The sequence below is a fragment of the Sphingobacterium thermophilum genome (assembly GCF_039541675.1).
GTDB lineage: Bacteria > Bacteroidota > Bacteroidia > Sphingobacteriales > Sphingobacteriaceae > Sphingobacterium > Sphingobacterium thermophilum.
On sequence record NZ_BAABGR010000015.1, the window covers coordinates 498,290 to 512,238 of the forward strand.

General features: G+C 41.2%; 14 protein-coding genes and 1 tRNA gene. 6 read left to right on the forward strand and 9 right to left on the reverse strand.

The window, feature by feature from the left end:
• Positions 1–127 precede the first annotated feature (127 nt).
• Entirely contained in the window at positions 128–1,366 is a 1,239-nt protein-coding gene (locus ABD873_RS08080; protein ID WP_345067048.1) for a dicarboxylate/amino acid:cation symporter, read from the reverse strand.
• 64 nt (positions 1,367–1,430) lie between these two features.
• On the opposite strand from ABD873_RS08080, the gene mnmC2 reads away from it, so the two are divergent.
• Positions 1,431–2,099, forward strand: coding sequence for a tRNA (5-methylaminomethyl-2-thiouridine)(34)-methyltransferase MnmC2 (gene mnmC2, locus ABD873_RS08085; protein ID WP_039052774.1), 669 nt, complete (start codon positions 1,431–1,433; stop codon positions 2,097–2,099).
• A 38-nt stretch (positions 2,100–2,137) separates the two neighbouring features.
• Here the strand turns inward: mnmC2 and ABD873_RS08090 are convergent, their stop codons facing one another.
• From ABD873_RS08090 to ABD873_RS08100, 3 genes are read right to left on the reverse strand one after another with little or no spacing between them, the layout of a single operon-like run.
• Positions 2,138–2,638 (reverse strand): FKBP-type peptidyl-prolyl cis-trans isomerase, encoded by a 501-nt coding sequence (locus ABD873_RS08090; RefSeq protein ID WP_039052775.1) that lies wholly within the window; start codon positions 2,636–2,638, stop codon positions 2,138–2,140.
• A gap of 33 nt (positions 2,639–2,671) precedes the next feature.
• Positions 2,672–4,672: a thioredoxin domain-containing protein gene (locus ABD873_RS08095; protein WP_345067053.1), complete on the reverse strand. Its 2,001-nt coding sequence runs from the start codon at positions 4,670–4,672 to the stop codon at positions 2,672–2,674.
• A gap of 21 nt (positions 4,673–4,693) precedes the next feature.
• On the reverse strand, positions 4,694–5,185 hold the full coding sequence (locus ABD873_RS08100) for a SixA phosphatase family protein (RefSeq protein ID WP_345067056.1): 492 nt from the start codon (positions 5,183–5,185) through the stop codon (positions 4,694–4,696).
• Positions 5,186–5,270: 85 nt separating this feature from the next.
• On the opposite strand from ABD873_RS08100, the gene ABD873_RS08105 reads away from it, so the two are divergent.
• Both ABD873_RS08105 and ABD873_RS08110 read left to right on the forward strand, forming a co-directional pair.
• A tRNA-Ser gene (locus tag ABD873_RS08105) sits at positions 5,271–5,357 on the forward strand.
• Positions 5,358–5,769: 412 nt separating this feature from the next.
• Complete coding sequence (locus ABD873_RS08110) at positions 5,770–6,243, forward strand: VOC family protein (RefSeq protein ID WP_345067058.1); 474 nt, start codon at positions 5,770–5,772, stop codon at positions 6,241–6,243.
• A gap of 12 nt (positions 6,244–6,255) precedes the next feature.
• Here the strand turns inward: ABD873_RS08110 and ABD873_RS08115 are convergent, their stop codons facing one another.
• From ABD873_RS08115 to ABD873_RS08125, 3 genes are read right to left on the reverse strand one after another with little or no spacing between them, the layout of a single operon-like run.
• Positions 6,256–7,191 carry a DUF6492 family protein gene (locus ABD873_RS08115; protein ID WP_345067061.1) on the reverse strand — a complete coding sequence of 312 codons (936 nt, stop codon included), beginning with the start codon at positions 7,189–7,191 and terminating at the stop codon, positions 6,256–6,258.
• Positions 7,188–8,048: an alpha-1,2-fucosyltransferase gene (locus tag ABD873_RS08120; protein ID WP_345067064.1), complete on the reverse strand. Its 861-nt coding sequence runs from the start codon at positions 8,046–8,048 to the stop codon at positions 7,188–7,190. Before ABD873_RS08120 ends, ABD873_RS08115 begins: the two co-directional genes overlap by 4 nt.
• A 7-nt stretch (positions 8,049–8,055) precedes the next feature.
• A complete protein-coding gene (locus ABD873_RS08125) occupies positions 8,056–9,066 on the reverse strand; it encodes a glycosyltransferase (protein ID WP_345067067.1) in 1,011 nt (336 codons plus the stop codon).
• 196 nt (positions 9,067–9,262) lie between these two features.
• Here ABD873_RS08125 and ABD873_RS08130 point away from each other — a divergent pair, with 196 nt between their 5' ends.
• Genes ABD873_RS08130 through ABD873_RS08140 form a run of 3 tightly spaced genes read left to right on the forward strand, consistent with a single transcriptional unit; the run spans position 9,263 to position 11,858 of the window.
• The gene (locus tag ABD873_RS08130) at positions 9,263–10,069 is read left to right on the forward strand and encodes a glycosyltransferase family 2 protein (RefSeq protein ID WP_345067070.1); all 807 of its coding nucleotides are present in this window, start codon (positions 9,263–9,265) and stop codon (positions 10,067–10,069) included.
• Positions 10,070–10,077: 8 nt separating this feature from the next.
• Positions 10,078–10,908 (forward strand): glycosyltransferase family 2 protein, encoded by an 831-nt coding sequence (locus ABD873_RS08135; protein WP_345067073.1) that lies wholly within the window; start codon positions 10,078–10,080, stop codon positions 10,906–10,908.
• Positions 10,905–11,858, forward strand: coding sequence for a glycosyl transferase family 90 (locus tag ABD873_RS08140; RefSeq protein WP_345067077.1), 954 nt, complete (start codon positions 10,905–10,907; stop codon positions 11,856–11,858). The genes ABD873_RS08135 and ABD873_RS08140 overlap by 4 nt, the downstream gene beginning before the upstream one ends.
• On the opposite strand, the gene ABD873_RS08145 is transcribed toward ABD873_RS08140, so the two are convergent.
• The gene (locus ABD873_RS08145; RefSeq protein WP_345067080.1) at positions 11,843–12,937 is read right to left on the reverse strand and encodes a glycosyltransferase family 4 protein; all 1,095 of its coding nucleotides are present in this window, start codon (positions 12,935–12,937) and stop codon (positions 11,843–11,845) included. The genes ABD873_RS08140 and ABD873_RS08145 overlap by 16 nt on opposite strands.
• Complete coding sequence (locus tag ABD873_RS08150; RefSeq protein ID WP_345067083.1) at positions 12,928–13,947, reverse strand: glycosyltransferase family 9 protein; 1,020 nt, start codon at positions 13,945–13,947, stop codon at positions 12,928–12,930. Before ABD873_RS08150 ends, ABD873_RS08145 begins: the two co-directional genes overlap by 10 nt.
• Positions 13,948–13,949: the final 2 nt, after the last annotated feature.

Genomic DNA, 13,949 nt, shown 5'->3' on the forward strand with positions numbered 1-13,949 from the left:
AAGAGTGAATTTAGCAAGAATACCAGGGTATTTAGAATTATTCTAAATAGAATTTAAATAACTGATAATCAGCAGTAAGTTTTCTTGTTGTAAAAAGAAATAGTTCTTTGTTTAAATTTTACAGTATTCAGACAGCCTGCTCTTCCTCGGAAAGAATAAATTTTTCTTTGGAAAGTTTTGTAACGAGCATGGCGGCCACGGTGTCGCCAGTAGCATTTAGTACTGTGGCTAGAGGGTCTACCAATGCACCGATAATCATGATGGCAGGTACTGCTTCGTTGGGTATGCCGTAGATGGAAATCATAAGCATTTCACCGATAAAGCCGCCGTTAGGGATTCCTCCGGCTACGATGCTTACCAAAAGCGTAATGCCTACCGCGAGGATGAGGGTAGAAGGCTCGAAGAAGTTCCACTCCAAAATGGCAAAAGCCACATAAATTTTCAAAATAGAAGATATGGAAGAACCATTTTTGTAGAGTGTGTTGCCTAAGGGGATAACGACACTGCTGATGTAGTTGGGTATACCCATTTTTCCTGCTGCAAGGAGGTTTGCCGGTAGGGTGGCTAGGCTGCTACATGTGCTCAGTGCGGTCAGTGATGGCGTGATGTTAGCTCTCCAATAGTCTTTCATGCCTTTTCTACCATTGGCTAACAAGGCATAGAAGCTAAATACCACAAAGAAAAAGACTAATCCGAAAATGTAATAGAAAGCCAGTGGTTTGGCGTAGAAGCCGAATAGCTCCGGTCCCAGAGATTGTACCTGATAGGCAAAATAGGCACCAAGGCCTATAGGACCCAGCTGCATAATGATAGTTAGGAGGTTTTTCATAACCTCATTTCCGGCGATAAGGAAGGAAAGAAAGGGTTTCCCGGCTTCTCCACTTTTTCTTACCGACAGTCCTACAAGGAAAGAAAAAATCACGAATGCTAGTATATTTTGACGTGAAAGAAGGTTGACAAATTCCCCGACGCTGAGAAAGCGGACGATTTTATCTCCCCAGGTGTCATTGGCATTCGTACTCAGCGTTTCTGCGACGTCAGCACTCTCCTTTACCGCGGTCACGGGAAAGACCCACAACCCTGCTATTGTGAGTATGGCGGCAATGGCTATGGTACTTATGAAAACGAAAGACATCACACCCAGAATTTTCCCTAGCTTGTTGTTGCTTTCTATGTTGGCAATAGCGGAGGCAATCGCAAAAAAGAGCAATGGAATCACTGCTACAAACAATAGATTTAGGAAAATATCTCCAATAGGTTTGATATATGTCACCCAATCCGGAAACAATAATCCTATCAAACTTCCTACGGTAATACCTATCAATAAGAGGATGATGCTGTTATAATTTTTCAGAATAGCTTTCATACTGGAGATTCTCTACAGCTAAAATAGTTTTTTTGTTTTAGATTTGACAGAAAAAATAAGGATTATGGATTTTGTGACGACAGGAGATGGGTCGAGGACCCTATATAATGCAGAAGTAGGAGAACATTATCATTCCAAGCACGGCGCTTTACAGGAAAGTAAGCATGTGTTTTTAAAGTCGGGATTGCAGTTTTTTCTGGATCAAGAGCAGAGTAAAAGAGCGTCAGTGCTAGAAATAGGTTTCGGTACGGGACTTAATTTTATCCTTACGGCGGATTTCTGTCGTTCCAATGGTATTGATTTGTACTATTGCGGCATTGAAGCTTTTCCTTTGGGCAAGGAAGTCATTGCGCAAATCGGTTATGCCGATTATGTGGATGCTGCAATATGGGAGAGTTATATTGAAAATTATGAGGAGGCCTTGCGGCATTCCGTGGCCATGGATGCTAATATACTACTCGAAATCGCCCATACTAAGGTGATGGAATTCACTTCCGAGAAGATGTTTGATGTTGTATATTTCGATGCCTTTGCGGCAGTACATCAGCCTGAAATGTGGACAGAAGAGACGTTGGCACATGTGTCACAGTTTTTAAAGCCTGGAGGCGTATTTGTAACCTATGCTATAACGGGAAATCTGAAGCGCAGTATGAGAGCTTTAGGCTTCTCCATAGAAAAAGCACCTGGAGCTCCCGGAAAAAGAGAAATGCTGAGAGCGGTAAAAAATAGCTAGAAAGGGGAAAAAATTCCCCTTTTATCTTTTGTCAGCGATTAGTGACCGTGAGTACCGTCAATGCCGTGTGCATGTCCATGTGCTAACTCTTCTTGAGTTGCTGGACGAACGTTTAAGATTTCGATGTCGAAACTTAAAGTTTTGCCTGCCATTGGGTGGTTTAAGTCAGCGATAACCGCTTCAGGAGTGACATCCACTACTACAGCGCGGAATTGGTTACCTTGGTTGTCTTGAAGTGGCAATACATCGCCCAACGAAGGTAATCCTAAATCTTTAAACATATCTGCCGGCAATTGAGCGATAGCTCTATCATCTCTTTCGCCGTAAGCATCAGCCGCCGCCAAGTCGAAAGAAATCTTATCGCCTTGTTGAAGACCGGCGATGTTTTCTTCGAATTTTGGCAACATCATTCCAACACCAAATAAGAATGTCAATGGATTTTCTGTTGTTGTCTGTTCAACAAACTGTTTTTCACCGTTTTCTTCGATTGTGTGAAGAATGTAATTCAACGTTACTACGTTGTTGTTTTCTATAATCATTGTTTAATGTTTGTGAGAGCTTCCTCTCGTTTATTATTTAATTAATTCTAACAAATCTGTAATCGACGACTGCGGTAGACTACATGTTTTATTTCGACAAAGGTATGCTTTTGATTTCAATAGTTCTCTATTTACTAACAACGGAAGTGTACTTTTTGTTCCTCCGAGATAAATTTTGTTGGGAATATACTTCTTGTTGTCAAGCTCTTTGCGCCATGCTTGGGCTGTGGGGCCTGTCAGGGCAATCTCGTGGACGCCATAATGATGTTCCAACAGCTGTATAGCCCAGTTTGAATAGGCCGAACCATAGCTTTTTATGTATGGAAATACATTGGCGAAGATTTGGTCGGCAATAGCGGTAAAGTTTTCTTCATCAAACAACAGTCCTAAACGGTAGAGCTGTCTTACCATGGTAGACGAGGAGGAAGGAATGACGTTATCCATGATTTCGGACTTACGAGTGATGAGCTCCTCGGTGTTGTTGGCGGTATAGTAGAAAGTTTTACCTTCCTCATCATAGAAGAGAGTAATAGCTTTTTCCGCAAGAACTTTGGCTTTGAGTATCCATTCTTCGTCGAAGGTAGTTTCATAGAGTGCGACAAATGCTTCTATAGTGCAGGCGTAGTCGTCAAGGAAGCCGCTGATGCTGCGGTTGCTGTCCTGTGGCTGATGCAGTAGTTCATCACCGACAGAGCAATAATCCTCTATGAAGCGGGCCGTGTTTTTTGCCAAAAGCAGATGTTCTTCTTCTCCGAAGGTACGGTAAGCATCTGTGAGGCCTTTCAACATGAGGGCATTCCAAGAGGTAAGCTGCTTATGATCCAGTCCGGGGCGTGCCCTACGGCAGCGATAGTCCAGCAGCCTACTTTTTATGTCTTTGAGGTGGGCGTCCCATTCTTCCTCCGTAAAGCCGGCTTCATGGATGAGCCGGCGGTCTTCGCCCCGCACGAACAGTACATTTACCTGTTCTTCTGACCAATTGCCGTCTTTGGTCACATTAAAATAATGTCTTGCCAGTTCGGCATCCTCTGCAAGGATGTCAAATTCGTCGTAGTCGAAGGTATAAAATTTACCTTCTACACCTTCGCTGTCGGCATCTAGGGCTGAATAGAAGCCTCCATTATCAGCTAGCATTTCTCTTTTTGCCCATTCTATGGTTTCAAAGACCACATTTTTGTAAAGTAAGTTAGGGCTTTGCTGGTAAGCCTCACTATAAAGGCTGATAAGCTGTCCGTTGTCGTACAGCATCTTTTCGAAGTGCGGGACGTGCCATCTCCCATCTACAGAATAGCGGGCAAAACCTCCTCCAATATGGTCGTAAATACCACCATTGGCAATCTTTTCTAGGGTGAAATGTACATGCTGCAATGTTTCTTCATCTTTGGCTAACACAGCATATCTAAGGAGAAAGAGCCAGTTGTTGGGTAAGGGAAACTTTGGTGCTCGTCGATAGCCACCGTGTTGCGTGTCAAATTGAGCTTTCCACGGCTTAACAACAGCTTCTATATTAGCAAATGTATATTGTTCGGGAATAGGGGCTATAGGTAGCCTTTCTGCTTTGTGTATTCCTGCGGTAAGACGCTCCGCATAATCTATTGCTATTTCCGGGGTTTCTTCCCACATTTTGGCGATTTGCAAGAGCACATTTTGCCAGTCATGTGGCTTAAAATAGGTGCCTCCATAGATTGGCCTGCCGTCAGGAAGACAGATGACATTTAATGGCCATCCGCCGGAGTTGGTCATCAGCTGAACGGCAATCATATAGATTTGATCGATGTCGGGACGTTCTTCACGATCCACCTTCACGGATATAAAAAAACGGTTCATCGTCTCGGCGATGGCATGGTTTTCAAAACTTTCCCTTTCCATGACATGACACCAATGGCAAGCTGAATAGCCAATACTTACGATGATGAGCTTATTTTCTTTTTGTGCCCTCTCTAAAGCCTCCTTGCCCCAGGGGAACCAGTCCACAGGATTATGGGCATGCTGCCTAAGATAAGGTGAATGTTCGTGTTGAAGTCTGTTTGCCATAAGCTACGAAGGTACTGAAATTTATTCTGTGATAATAGTTTCTAAGTCTGCAGTTCCTCCTGATAGTGTATCGAAGTCAAATCCTTCAGGTAAGATAATTTTTGCCGCATGTGCCGTTTTAAGCTCTATGTAACTATTGCAGAGGTAGTTGGTTAGTTCGGACAATCCTGGATTGTGACCGAAAACCAAAAGGGTATCCACAGCGGCAGACACTCGGTTGATGACGTCTAAAATGTCTCGGTGATATGCTTCGTAAAGCGACTCTTCCAGCTGAATATTCCCTATCGGATAGCCTATATGATTGCAGAATATTTCTGCTGTTTGTTTGGCACGTGATGCAGTGGAGCTTATAACTCGGATAGAACCTTCCTTCAGATGGCCTTGGAGTTTGACAGCTACCGTGTTGGCACGCTGAACGCCTTCATCTACGAGGTTGCGATCAAAATCTTTCTTTAAAAAGGAATGCTCTTCAGCTTTGGCATGTCTGATAAGATATAATGTCTTTGTTCCCATTATATAAAGATACTATTTTTACAGTAAGTGTAAGTAAGTTCTTGCTTCTCTCGAGGAAATCATTATTTTTGCGAACAAATATTACAGAGAGGTGTCCGAGTGGTTGAAGGAGCTACCCTGGAAAGGTAGTATACGGGCAACCGTATCGAGGGTTCGAATCCCTTCCTCTCTGCTTAAACAATACAAAACCAACTGATTTTTCAGTTGGTTTTGTTGTTTTTATGCCCAGCCATAAAAAACAATTTCACTAAAAAGAAACATAAGTTTAAATTATTCTTTACTTTTAGTGGTTGAAATACAGTGTTTTACTTTTTATTAAATGTAAATTGCTCCGAATCTTACCTGTACACTTATATTAGAATCTACCTCTTATGGCAAGGAGTATTTTTAATATACTGTTCTTAATTATTGCTTTGATCAGTAACACCGTGGGTCAAAGTAATAAGAAAAGTATAAAGATTGGCTTGATTGCTGCCCCCTCAATATGCTGTTTTAGAACTGTCGGATGATCGATTAATTATCACAGGTTTTGGTCGGATGATTTCGTGAGAGTTTATTTATGGACACAATTAAATCATGCTGCTATGACCAAAAGTAATTTAATCGAGATGAATAATATGGGCATTGTTGTAGCTTCATTGGACAAAGCCATCTCGTTTTTTGAAGAAATTGGACTTCAGTTGGAGAGAAGAACCATGGTAGAGGGAGAATGGCCTGGACGGGTAACAGGTCTTGGAGATCAGAAAGTTGAAGTAGCTATGATGGTGACTTCTGATGGACATAGTAGACTAGAACTTTCTCAATTTATATCGCCTCAAGTGGTTGCAGATTATAGAATGGCGCCGGTAAATTCACTTGGCTATCTGCGCCTTATGTTTCGTGTGGATAATCTTGAAGAGTTGCTGGACCGTTTATTAAAGCAGGAGGCCGAAATGGTAGGAGAGGTCGTGAATTTTGAAAATGTTTATAAACTGTGTTATATACGTGGGGTAGAAGGATTGTTGATCGGATTGGCAGAGCAGCTTGGTGACTTGACGACGAATGATATAGTGGAATAAATGGTAAATTCGTTACCTTATTCTTTTTTGAAACTGTTTTAAAATAGCAGCCGATAGCGCTTTTAATTTCAGTAAGGAAGATAGATAAAATCCCCAACTCAATATCTTGTTTTTGAATATTTTCTTTGGGCGTTGTTGGTCCCAAACTTCAAAAGTAACATAGTCGTAATCGAGGGCTTTTAAGATATTTAAATCTATGGTTGTAGGATGAGCAGAAAATAATCGACTTCCATGTCTAAGTGTTTTTAAGGAATATGAGTCCGACCTTAGGATAAAATCTTTTGCCTGCTGTTGCACGACGTACGAACCATAGGTTTCGTATTCGGAAAAGCCAGAATGGGATAGATGTTGTTTTTCGATATGATCTAATACTGTGAAACACCATGATTGCTCTCTATTTTTTTCTTGGATGGTGTGGATGAGGCTTTGCATGACAGCAGTATTGATTACCATATGTTCGGTGATGAAAGACGGTGAAATTTGCTTTTTTATCCCCAGAAGTCTGTATAAAGTGTCAAAATAGGGAGGGTGATATTCTTTACTGTGATGAATTAAAACCTTTTCTTCTTCAAAAAAATGGATTGTCCGTAGCGGTACAGTGTCCGCATCCCAAATCAGATAGTGCGGTGTCTGACAATAATAGGCTGCCTGCATCTTGAGGAATTGCTGATAATACCATCCGGCTCTTTTCCTCTGGGCATTATGACGGATAAAATATTGTTCTAAAGTCGAAAGAGAAATCTCAGGAATGAGGGTGTCCTCGTCTATAAAAATAATATTGTCCTGCGTAAGCAGCTTTTCTCTAAGGACGTTTATAAGTGACGATGAAGAAATTATAAGAATTCTGTGGAACTCAAAGTGTTTGATAAGACAAGCAATTGTCTTCTCTGCAATCTTAAGATGATTGTCGCCAATGCATATTACAATATCTAATGGTGTTTCTTTCATAACAGGATAAAGTGATCCAACAGTAGAGCTTTAGGATCTGCTTCCGGAAGGTTGATCCATTTTTTCGGAGCTATCACGATTTTATCGGGTCGGCTGTTGAGCCAAGCAGCCCACCAACTGAAGCTACTATTCGCGATAATATGATGATGGCAGAGGCTCATCAGCTGCATGTCACGAAAACTGTCTTCTCCTCTGTTCCAGTCCACATATAAGGCTTCTTCTGAGTTGAAATTTTGCCGACACCATGCAATATCATTTGAAAAGAAGACAAACAGAGGATTAGGCATAATAAATTTGATGTAGTCTATAGCTTTTCTATAATAGTTAAGGTCACATAGCCCCCCCAATGTCGGATGATTGAGATAGTCACCTCTTCGTACATGAATGCTGGCGACGCTGTTGTGATGCTGGATTTTCTTCAGTAGCTTCTCGTTTTGGGGATCGTTGATTTTAGGAAATTTCAAATTCTGACGAAGTTCCTCCTCTACGAGATCTACATAGCGGTGGTGTTGCCAGTAGCCATTGAGATATTTAGTTTTTGGGGAAAGAAGAACTTCCTCGGAGAAACAGAATTCTGGCTGTTCTATCATGTAGCAAGCGTCCGTATTGAAGCATTTGCGTAAGACTCGATAGATAAAGCGTGGTCTTCTTGGGGCATACAGCTTTTTCTCGAAAGAGGTGATATGCGGTAAATTAATATTAAAAGCCCGTTGCAGTTCGTAGCCATGGTGTATGTTATATAATTCAAATTCAGAATAGTCTACTTTGACCTTATGCCCGTATTTTTTAAGCCCGAGAAATAGGGCATATTGGAAAATCTGATTACCTAATCCGGCGTGGATTTTAACAATTTTCATAGTGATATCATGAAGTGGTATAAGGATTCTGCAGTGTGCGGTCGCTCATAAATCGATTTAATCTTTGCAGCAAGCGTGACCTTTCGCGGGACGATGAAAGAAGCTCTAAGATGATGCCGTGGCGTTGCTTTTTAGTAGGGTCTGACGTTACGAGATACCGGTACTTGGAGGCTAGTTTCAGCCTTAAACGTCTTATTTTGCTTTTGTATTTGGGATTTTTCAGCTTCCATAAGGCGTTATAGTAGTCTATAATCTTATATGAGTTGCGTATATTGCTGTTGAGCTTTTCCCAATAGTCGTAGGAGAGCCGTTCCTGTGGTACATAATGCTTAAGTTTTAAGTCGGAAGAATAATACAGTTGATATCCCTTTAATATTAAGCGCAAGCAGTATTCTGTGTCTTCAGCGATATAAATATCTTCGATGCCGTTGTCGAATAGCAGGCTAGGGTGTTCCGCGTACATCTTTTCGTATAATTCCGTTTGGGAAACCATTCCGGCTCCCCATAGATGTTTTCTTTCCGTAACGTCGCCGTCTTTTCCCTGACTGCCTATGGCATAGCATCCTTGATTATTTTTGAACCATTTCGGTAGCTTCTCTGGGGTATGTTCAAAGACAGGCTCGCTATAACTTCCTATAGCACCGATATAAGGTTTATTATGGATTAGTTCGAAAGCTTTTGCTACATAATTCGGATATAACCAGTTATCATCATCTACCACAATGAAGTATTGATAATTTGCGTGGCTAATTCCTCTATTTAAGGCGTGAAATTTTCCTTTTTTAGGCTCACTGTAAAAAGATAAAGGTATTTTTTTGCTTTCGAAGAGGGAAGAATAGTTTTTTACGTTGGAAAGAGTGTTGTCTGAAGAGTTGTTGTCTATGAAAATCACTTCCCAAGAAAGAAAAGAGGGGATTTTTTGTTCTAAAATAGCTGATAATGTAGCTTTTATCTTTTTTTCTCCGTTATAAGAACAAATTATGACGGAAATTCCTTCCGTTCTGTTAGTGGTTTTCATCCTAAAAATTAATTTTTTTGCTTGTACGTATTATTTTGGTTTGTTTTTTGAGCTTAGTTTAATTGTTGTTTTACTATAAAACGAAAAAAACAACGAAATGATACACTTTATAGTGACATTTTACATTTATTAACATATAAAAATGTAGCTATCGTACGCTAATATCGTTTTAATTATAGTAGGTTTGTGATATAATATGAAAGTTGCATTAATTATTTCTACTTACAACAGTCCAGAAAAGTTAAATCTATGTCTTAAAAGTGTTCAGCAGCAGGATCTTCTTCCGGATGAAATATTGATTGCTGATGATGGCTCGGATAGAAGGACGAAGCAGCTCATTGATTATCATAGATCATTAATGGAGGTACCTCTGATACATGTGTGGCATGAAGATAAAGGATTTAGAAAATCTTTAATACTTAACAAGACTATAGCGAAGTGTACGGCAGACTATATTATTCAGGTTGATGGAGATGTGATTTTGCACCCCTCTTTTGTGAGGGACCATGTAGATTTTGCTAAGCCAGGCTCTTTGGTTAGGGCAAGTCGTATTTATCTGAACCGAGAGCTTACGGAGCTAAAGCTGTCTAAGGATGATATAAAGGTCAATTATTTTGAAAAAGGTATTTCGAATTTCTTCAGCCAGTTCAGGATGCCTTTTTTGCGTAAGTTTTTTGAAAAAAACTATAAGGTGAAGGGCGATGAGAAGTGGGAAATTCATGGTTGTAATATGGCTTTTTGGCGTGAAGATGCCATAAAAGTCAACGGGTATAATGAAGATTTTGTGGGGTGGGGCCCTGAGGATAAGGAATTTGTCGCCCGTCTGTTGAATTTAGGATTGGAGAAACGATTTCTGAAGTTTGGCGCTATAGTATATCACTTGTGGCATAAGCTCAACAGCAGAGAAAATCTTTCCCTGAATGAAGAGATTTTTAGACGAACCAAGGAAAGTAAAGTGTACTTTTGTGCTAACGGCATCAATAAGTATTTGTCCAACTGCTAAAGATTGTAATGACTGCAGATTTAATTATCACCACTTACAATAGGCCTGACGCCTTATCCTGTGTGTTACACTCGGTGAGACGTCAGACCGTTTTACCGCTTAACGTTATTGTCGCTGATGATGGTTCAACGCTGGAAACAAAAGTCCTGATCCAAGAGTTTCAGAAATCCTTTCCTACGACTTTGATTCATTCATGGCACGAGGATAGGGGATTTCGCGCTGCCGAAGCCCGCAATCTAGCGTTGTCTAAGGTGCAGTCGGACTACGTAATCCTCATTGATGGCGATATGATTCTTGATGAACATTTCGTGGAAGACCATCTGCGGTTTGCCCAAAGAGGTTATTTCCTTCAGGGCGGAAGGGTCATGATGACGCAGGAGAAGACAGAGCAGGTTGTTCAGAACCCAACCTCTCCTTTGAAAACTAATATTTTCGACAAAGGGTTAGAAAGTCGTCTGGAGAAGAGGATTACCTCTTTCCGCTCTATGCTGTTGGGAAAGCTGACCCTCAAAGAGCTTAGAAACAAAAATAAGGTCCGCTCATGCAACATGTCCTTTTATTATGAGGATTTGGTGAAGGTGAATGGCTTCAATAATCTTATATTTGGATGGGGAAGGGAGGATAGTGAGCTCGTAGAACGTCTGCTTAATGCCGGAGTTAAAGGAAGAATTATTAAGTTTGTGGCTATGGGATATCACCTTTACCACAAGGAAGAGTCGAGGCAGTCTTTGGAGCGTAATGACGCTATTCTTCGAAATACCATTACCCAAAAACTGACCTATTGTGAAGACGGCTTGTCGCGATTTCTTACGGAAGGTGCTTTTGTCGGCGGAAGATGATCAATTTCAAGAAGGTATTTTTAAAAGACAGAAATAATAAACTGGCTTATTATGTAAAGACTATACTCAAAAGTGTGTTGCCTTATCCGTATTGCCGGTGGAGAAAAGACAGGCTCATCAGATACTATGACAAGCTGGACAAGGCTTATATCCAATCCAGGGTGGACTATTACAATAAGCTGGATACCATTACTTCCTTAAGTGCAGATGCTATTGCTGTTAAAGACTACAAAATTCCCGATAAAATCAGAGTCTATTACTTCGATAGTATAGAATACCTGCGGTATTTCGATAGGCATTTCAAGTTTGAGATTATTCCCGGCGATGTCATTCATGTGCCTTCGTGCCCTGCCATTGTGAAAAGCAGACCTATTCATGGTGACAATGTCAACTCAGTGCTGCTAAATCTGGATAAGGCACGACATTTTAACTTTATACGGGATGACATTCCTTTTGAGAAAAAGAAAAATCTTTTGGTAGGGCGTAGTGGTTTTTCACAACCTCATAGGGCCCGTTTTTTCGACATGTATGCTCAGCATCCATTATGTGACATAAAGAAGGCTGCCCGCAAATCTGATCCAGACTTCTTATCTATCCCTCAGCATTTGAACTATAAGTTTATCTTAGCCTTAGAAGGTAACGACGTGGCAACAAACTTGAAGTGGATAATGTCGTCCAATTCCATTGCGGTGATGCCCATGCCTACCTACGAAACCTGGTTTATGGAAGGTACATTAATACCGGATTATCATTTTATCTGTATCAAACATGATTATTCGGATCTGGAGGAGAAGTTGAATTACTACATAGAACATCCAGCAGAGGCATTGCGCATCGTGGAAAATGCACACAGCTATGTAGACCAGTTTAAAGACAAGAAGCAGGAAGATATTATCTCTTTGCTGGTGTTGGAAAAATATTTCAAATTCACCGATCAGGACAAAGTGTGATAAAGTGCGTTCCATTGAGCAGCAATCTTGTCATCATTGAATTGCTGCACATATTCTAATGCGTCGTGAATCATTTTTTGGCGTAGGCTGCTATCTTGCAATACCTTTTCTATGGCGTGTCGTAGCTCTTCGATATTCTGAGGATCGACATAGAGGGATGAAGGACCTCCTGCTTCGGGAAACACACCGGAACGGGTGGTAATGACGGGCGTACCACTGTATAGTGCCTCAATGATAGGTATGCCGAACCCTTCGTACATGGAAGGGTAGACAAAAGCCTCTGCCATAGCGTATATCGTAGAAAGCTCTTCCATGGTAAATCCCTGCAAAAGCTGTATCCTACCCTGAAGGCCTCGCTCTTCAATATATTTTTTGATACTGTCCGAATATTTGGTCTCCTTGCCGATGACAATCAAGGGGATGTCTAACGTTTCTATAGCTTTGACAATCTGAAAGGCATTCTTTCGAGGCTCAATAGATCCTACATTCAGGATGAAATTTTGTGGCAGGTTATATTGTCTGCGAAGCTGGTCCTTAGCCTCTTGGCTTTTGGGGATTTTGAACGCAGGGTGACAGCCCTGATATATGACTTCTATCCGGCCATCCTCTACGTTGTAGTATTCTACGATATCCTGTTTTGTCTGCTGACTTATGGCAACCACCTTGTCGGCATGGTTTACTGCATATCTAAATTTCTTATTATAAATTGCCCGGTCAATAGGTTTGTAAAGATGAGGCAACTTTAAGAAAATCAAATCGTGAATGGTCACCACAGACTTGATGTTCGTGTGGTCTAATCCTACTGGAATTTCTCCTGATAGTCCGTGGTAAATGTCTATTTGGTCTTTGACCAAATCGCTCACTATCCATTTATTGCGCCACAGGCTAGGAAAAGTGCTGGCAAGTATTCCTGAAGGTGTTTTTACGGTGTCGTCACCCAAACCTATGAATTTAGGGGTGTATTTTATGTATTCGTTTTGAGGATAATAGGTTTCCAGTATACGAATAAGGTCGCGGCTGTAGTTGCCAAGACCTGATTTATTCAGAAAATATCGTTTAGCATCAAATCCTATTCGCATACCTTTTTAATTTTTTCTATGACAGCTTCCGCCGAAATGAGGTCTATGGCTTCCACGCCATCGCAGTCACAGGGTTTATTGCCATATACTGATGAAGGCCGATTTGGATGTTCTACCTGAATACAGTCTTCGTATTGCTGTCCGTATCCCAAGAATCCTGCATAAGGATGTGTTGCTCCCCATATAGAGAGGCAGCGTGTGCCTACGAGCGAAGCCATATGCATTCCCGAGCTGTCCATGCTTATCATCAGATCTAGGTGTGAGATAATATCCAGCTCTTGAGATAGGTTGAAGCTGCCGATAGTGTTATATACATGTGGATACTTGCTGGACCAACCTTCGGCAACAGCTTTCTCCTTTTCCCCACCCCCAAAGATAAAGACTTCGTATATGTCCCTTGAGGCAAGATAGGCTATTATCTTTTCCATCTTTTCCAATGAGAGGACTTTGTAGCGGTGCTGTGCGAAAGGAGCGATACCTATTTTCTTCTGATCGGAGCTCAGTGGGCCTAAAAGTTTAGTCGGTATCAATCTATAATCTTTTTGCAGCTTGTGGCTTAAGATAAGGGGAAAGCCCAACTGTCGGAAGACTTCGGCATACCTTTCTGTGGTAGGGGTCAGTGGTGATTTTATCTTGTTTTTTGGACGCGTGAGGGCAGTCTTTTCCTGGCGGCCTTTGTCCAACACCTGTACTTTGAAGCCTGCAAGTTTAAAGAAAAAGCCTACAACTCTACTACGGAGGTTGTTGTGTAGGTCAGCAATGTAGTCCGGCTTATATTCTTTCAATTCCTTGAAGAGAAGGTAAAGTCCGGTAAGCCCCCTATGTTTGTAGTTGGGGTCCAAGATATGGAATCTGACACGTGGAATACGCTCGAAGAATGCTGAAAACAATTTGCGGGATACGATAATAATTTCGGTATCCTCATGTTGTTGTTGAAATTCTTTGAGAACAGAAGCGACCATAGCAACGTCGCCCATTGCCGAAAAACGTGTTACGATGATCCGCTTCATGA

Coding starts and splice junctions, on each gene's coding strand:
- ABD873_RS08080 (WP_345067048.1), bottom strand. CDS start 1,366: ATGAAAGCTATTCTGAAAAATTATAACAGCATCATCCTCTTATTGATA.
- mnmC2 (WP_039052774.1), top strand. CDS start 1,431: ATGGATTTTGTGACGACAGGAGATGGGTCGAGGACCCTATATAATGCA.
- ABD873_RS08090 (WP_039052775.1), bottom strand. CDS start 2,638: ATGATTATAGAAAACAACAACGTAGTAACGTTGAATTACATTCTTCAC.
- ABD873_RS08095 (WP_345067053.1), bottom strand. CDS start 4,672: ATGGCAAACAGACTTCAACACGAACATTCACCTTATCTTAGGCAGCAT.
- ABD873_RS08100 (WP_345067056.1), bottom strand. CDS start 5,185: ATGGGAACAAAGACATTATATCTTATCAGACATGCCAAAGCTGAAGAG.
- ABD873_RS08110 (WP_345067058.1), top strand. CDS start 5,770: ATGACCAAAAGTAATTTAATCGAGATGAATAATATGGGCATTGTTGTA.
- ABD873_RS08115 (WP_345067061.1), bottom strand. CDS start 7,191: ATGAAAGAAACACCATTAGATATTGTAATATGCATTGGCGACAATCAT.
- ABD873_RS08120 (WP_345067064.1), bottom strand. CDS start 8,048: ATGAAAATTGTTAAAATCCACGCCGGATTAGGTAATCAGATTTTCCAA.
- ABD873_RS08125 (WP_345067067.1), bottom strand. CDS start 9,066: ATGAAAACCACTAACAGAACGGAAGGAATTTCCGTCATAATTTGTTCT.
- ABD873_RS08130 (WP_345067070.1), top strand. CDS start 9,263: ATGAAAGTTGCATTAATTATTTCTACTTACAACAGTCCAGAAAAGTTA.
- ABD873_RS08135 (WP_345067073.1), top strand. CDS start 10,078: ATGACTGCAGATTTAATTATCACCACTTACAATAGGCCTGACGCCTTA.
- ABD873_RS08140 (WP_345067077.1), top strand. CDS start 10,905: ATGATCAATTTCAAGAAGGTATTTTTAAAAGACAGAAATAATAAACTG.
- ABD873_RS08145 (WP_345067080.1), bottom strand. CDS start 12,937: ATGCGAATAGGATTTGATGCTAAACGATATTTTCTGAATAAATCAGGT.
- ABD873_RS08150 (WP_345067083.1), bottom strand. CDS start 13,947: ATGAAGCGGATCATCGTAACACGTTTTTCGGCAATGGGCGACGTTGCT.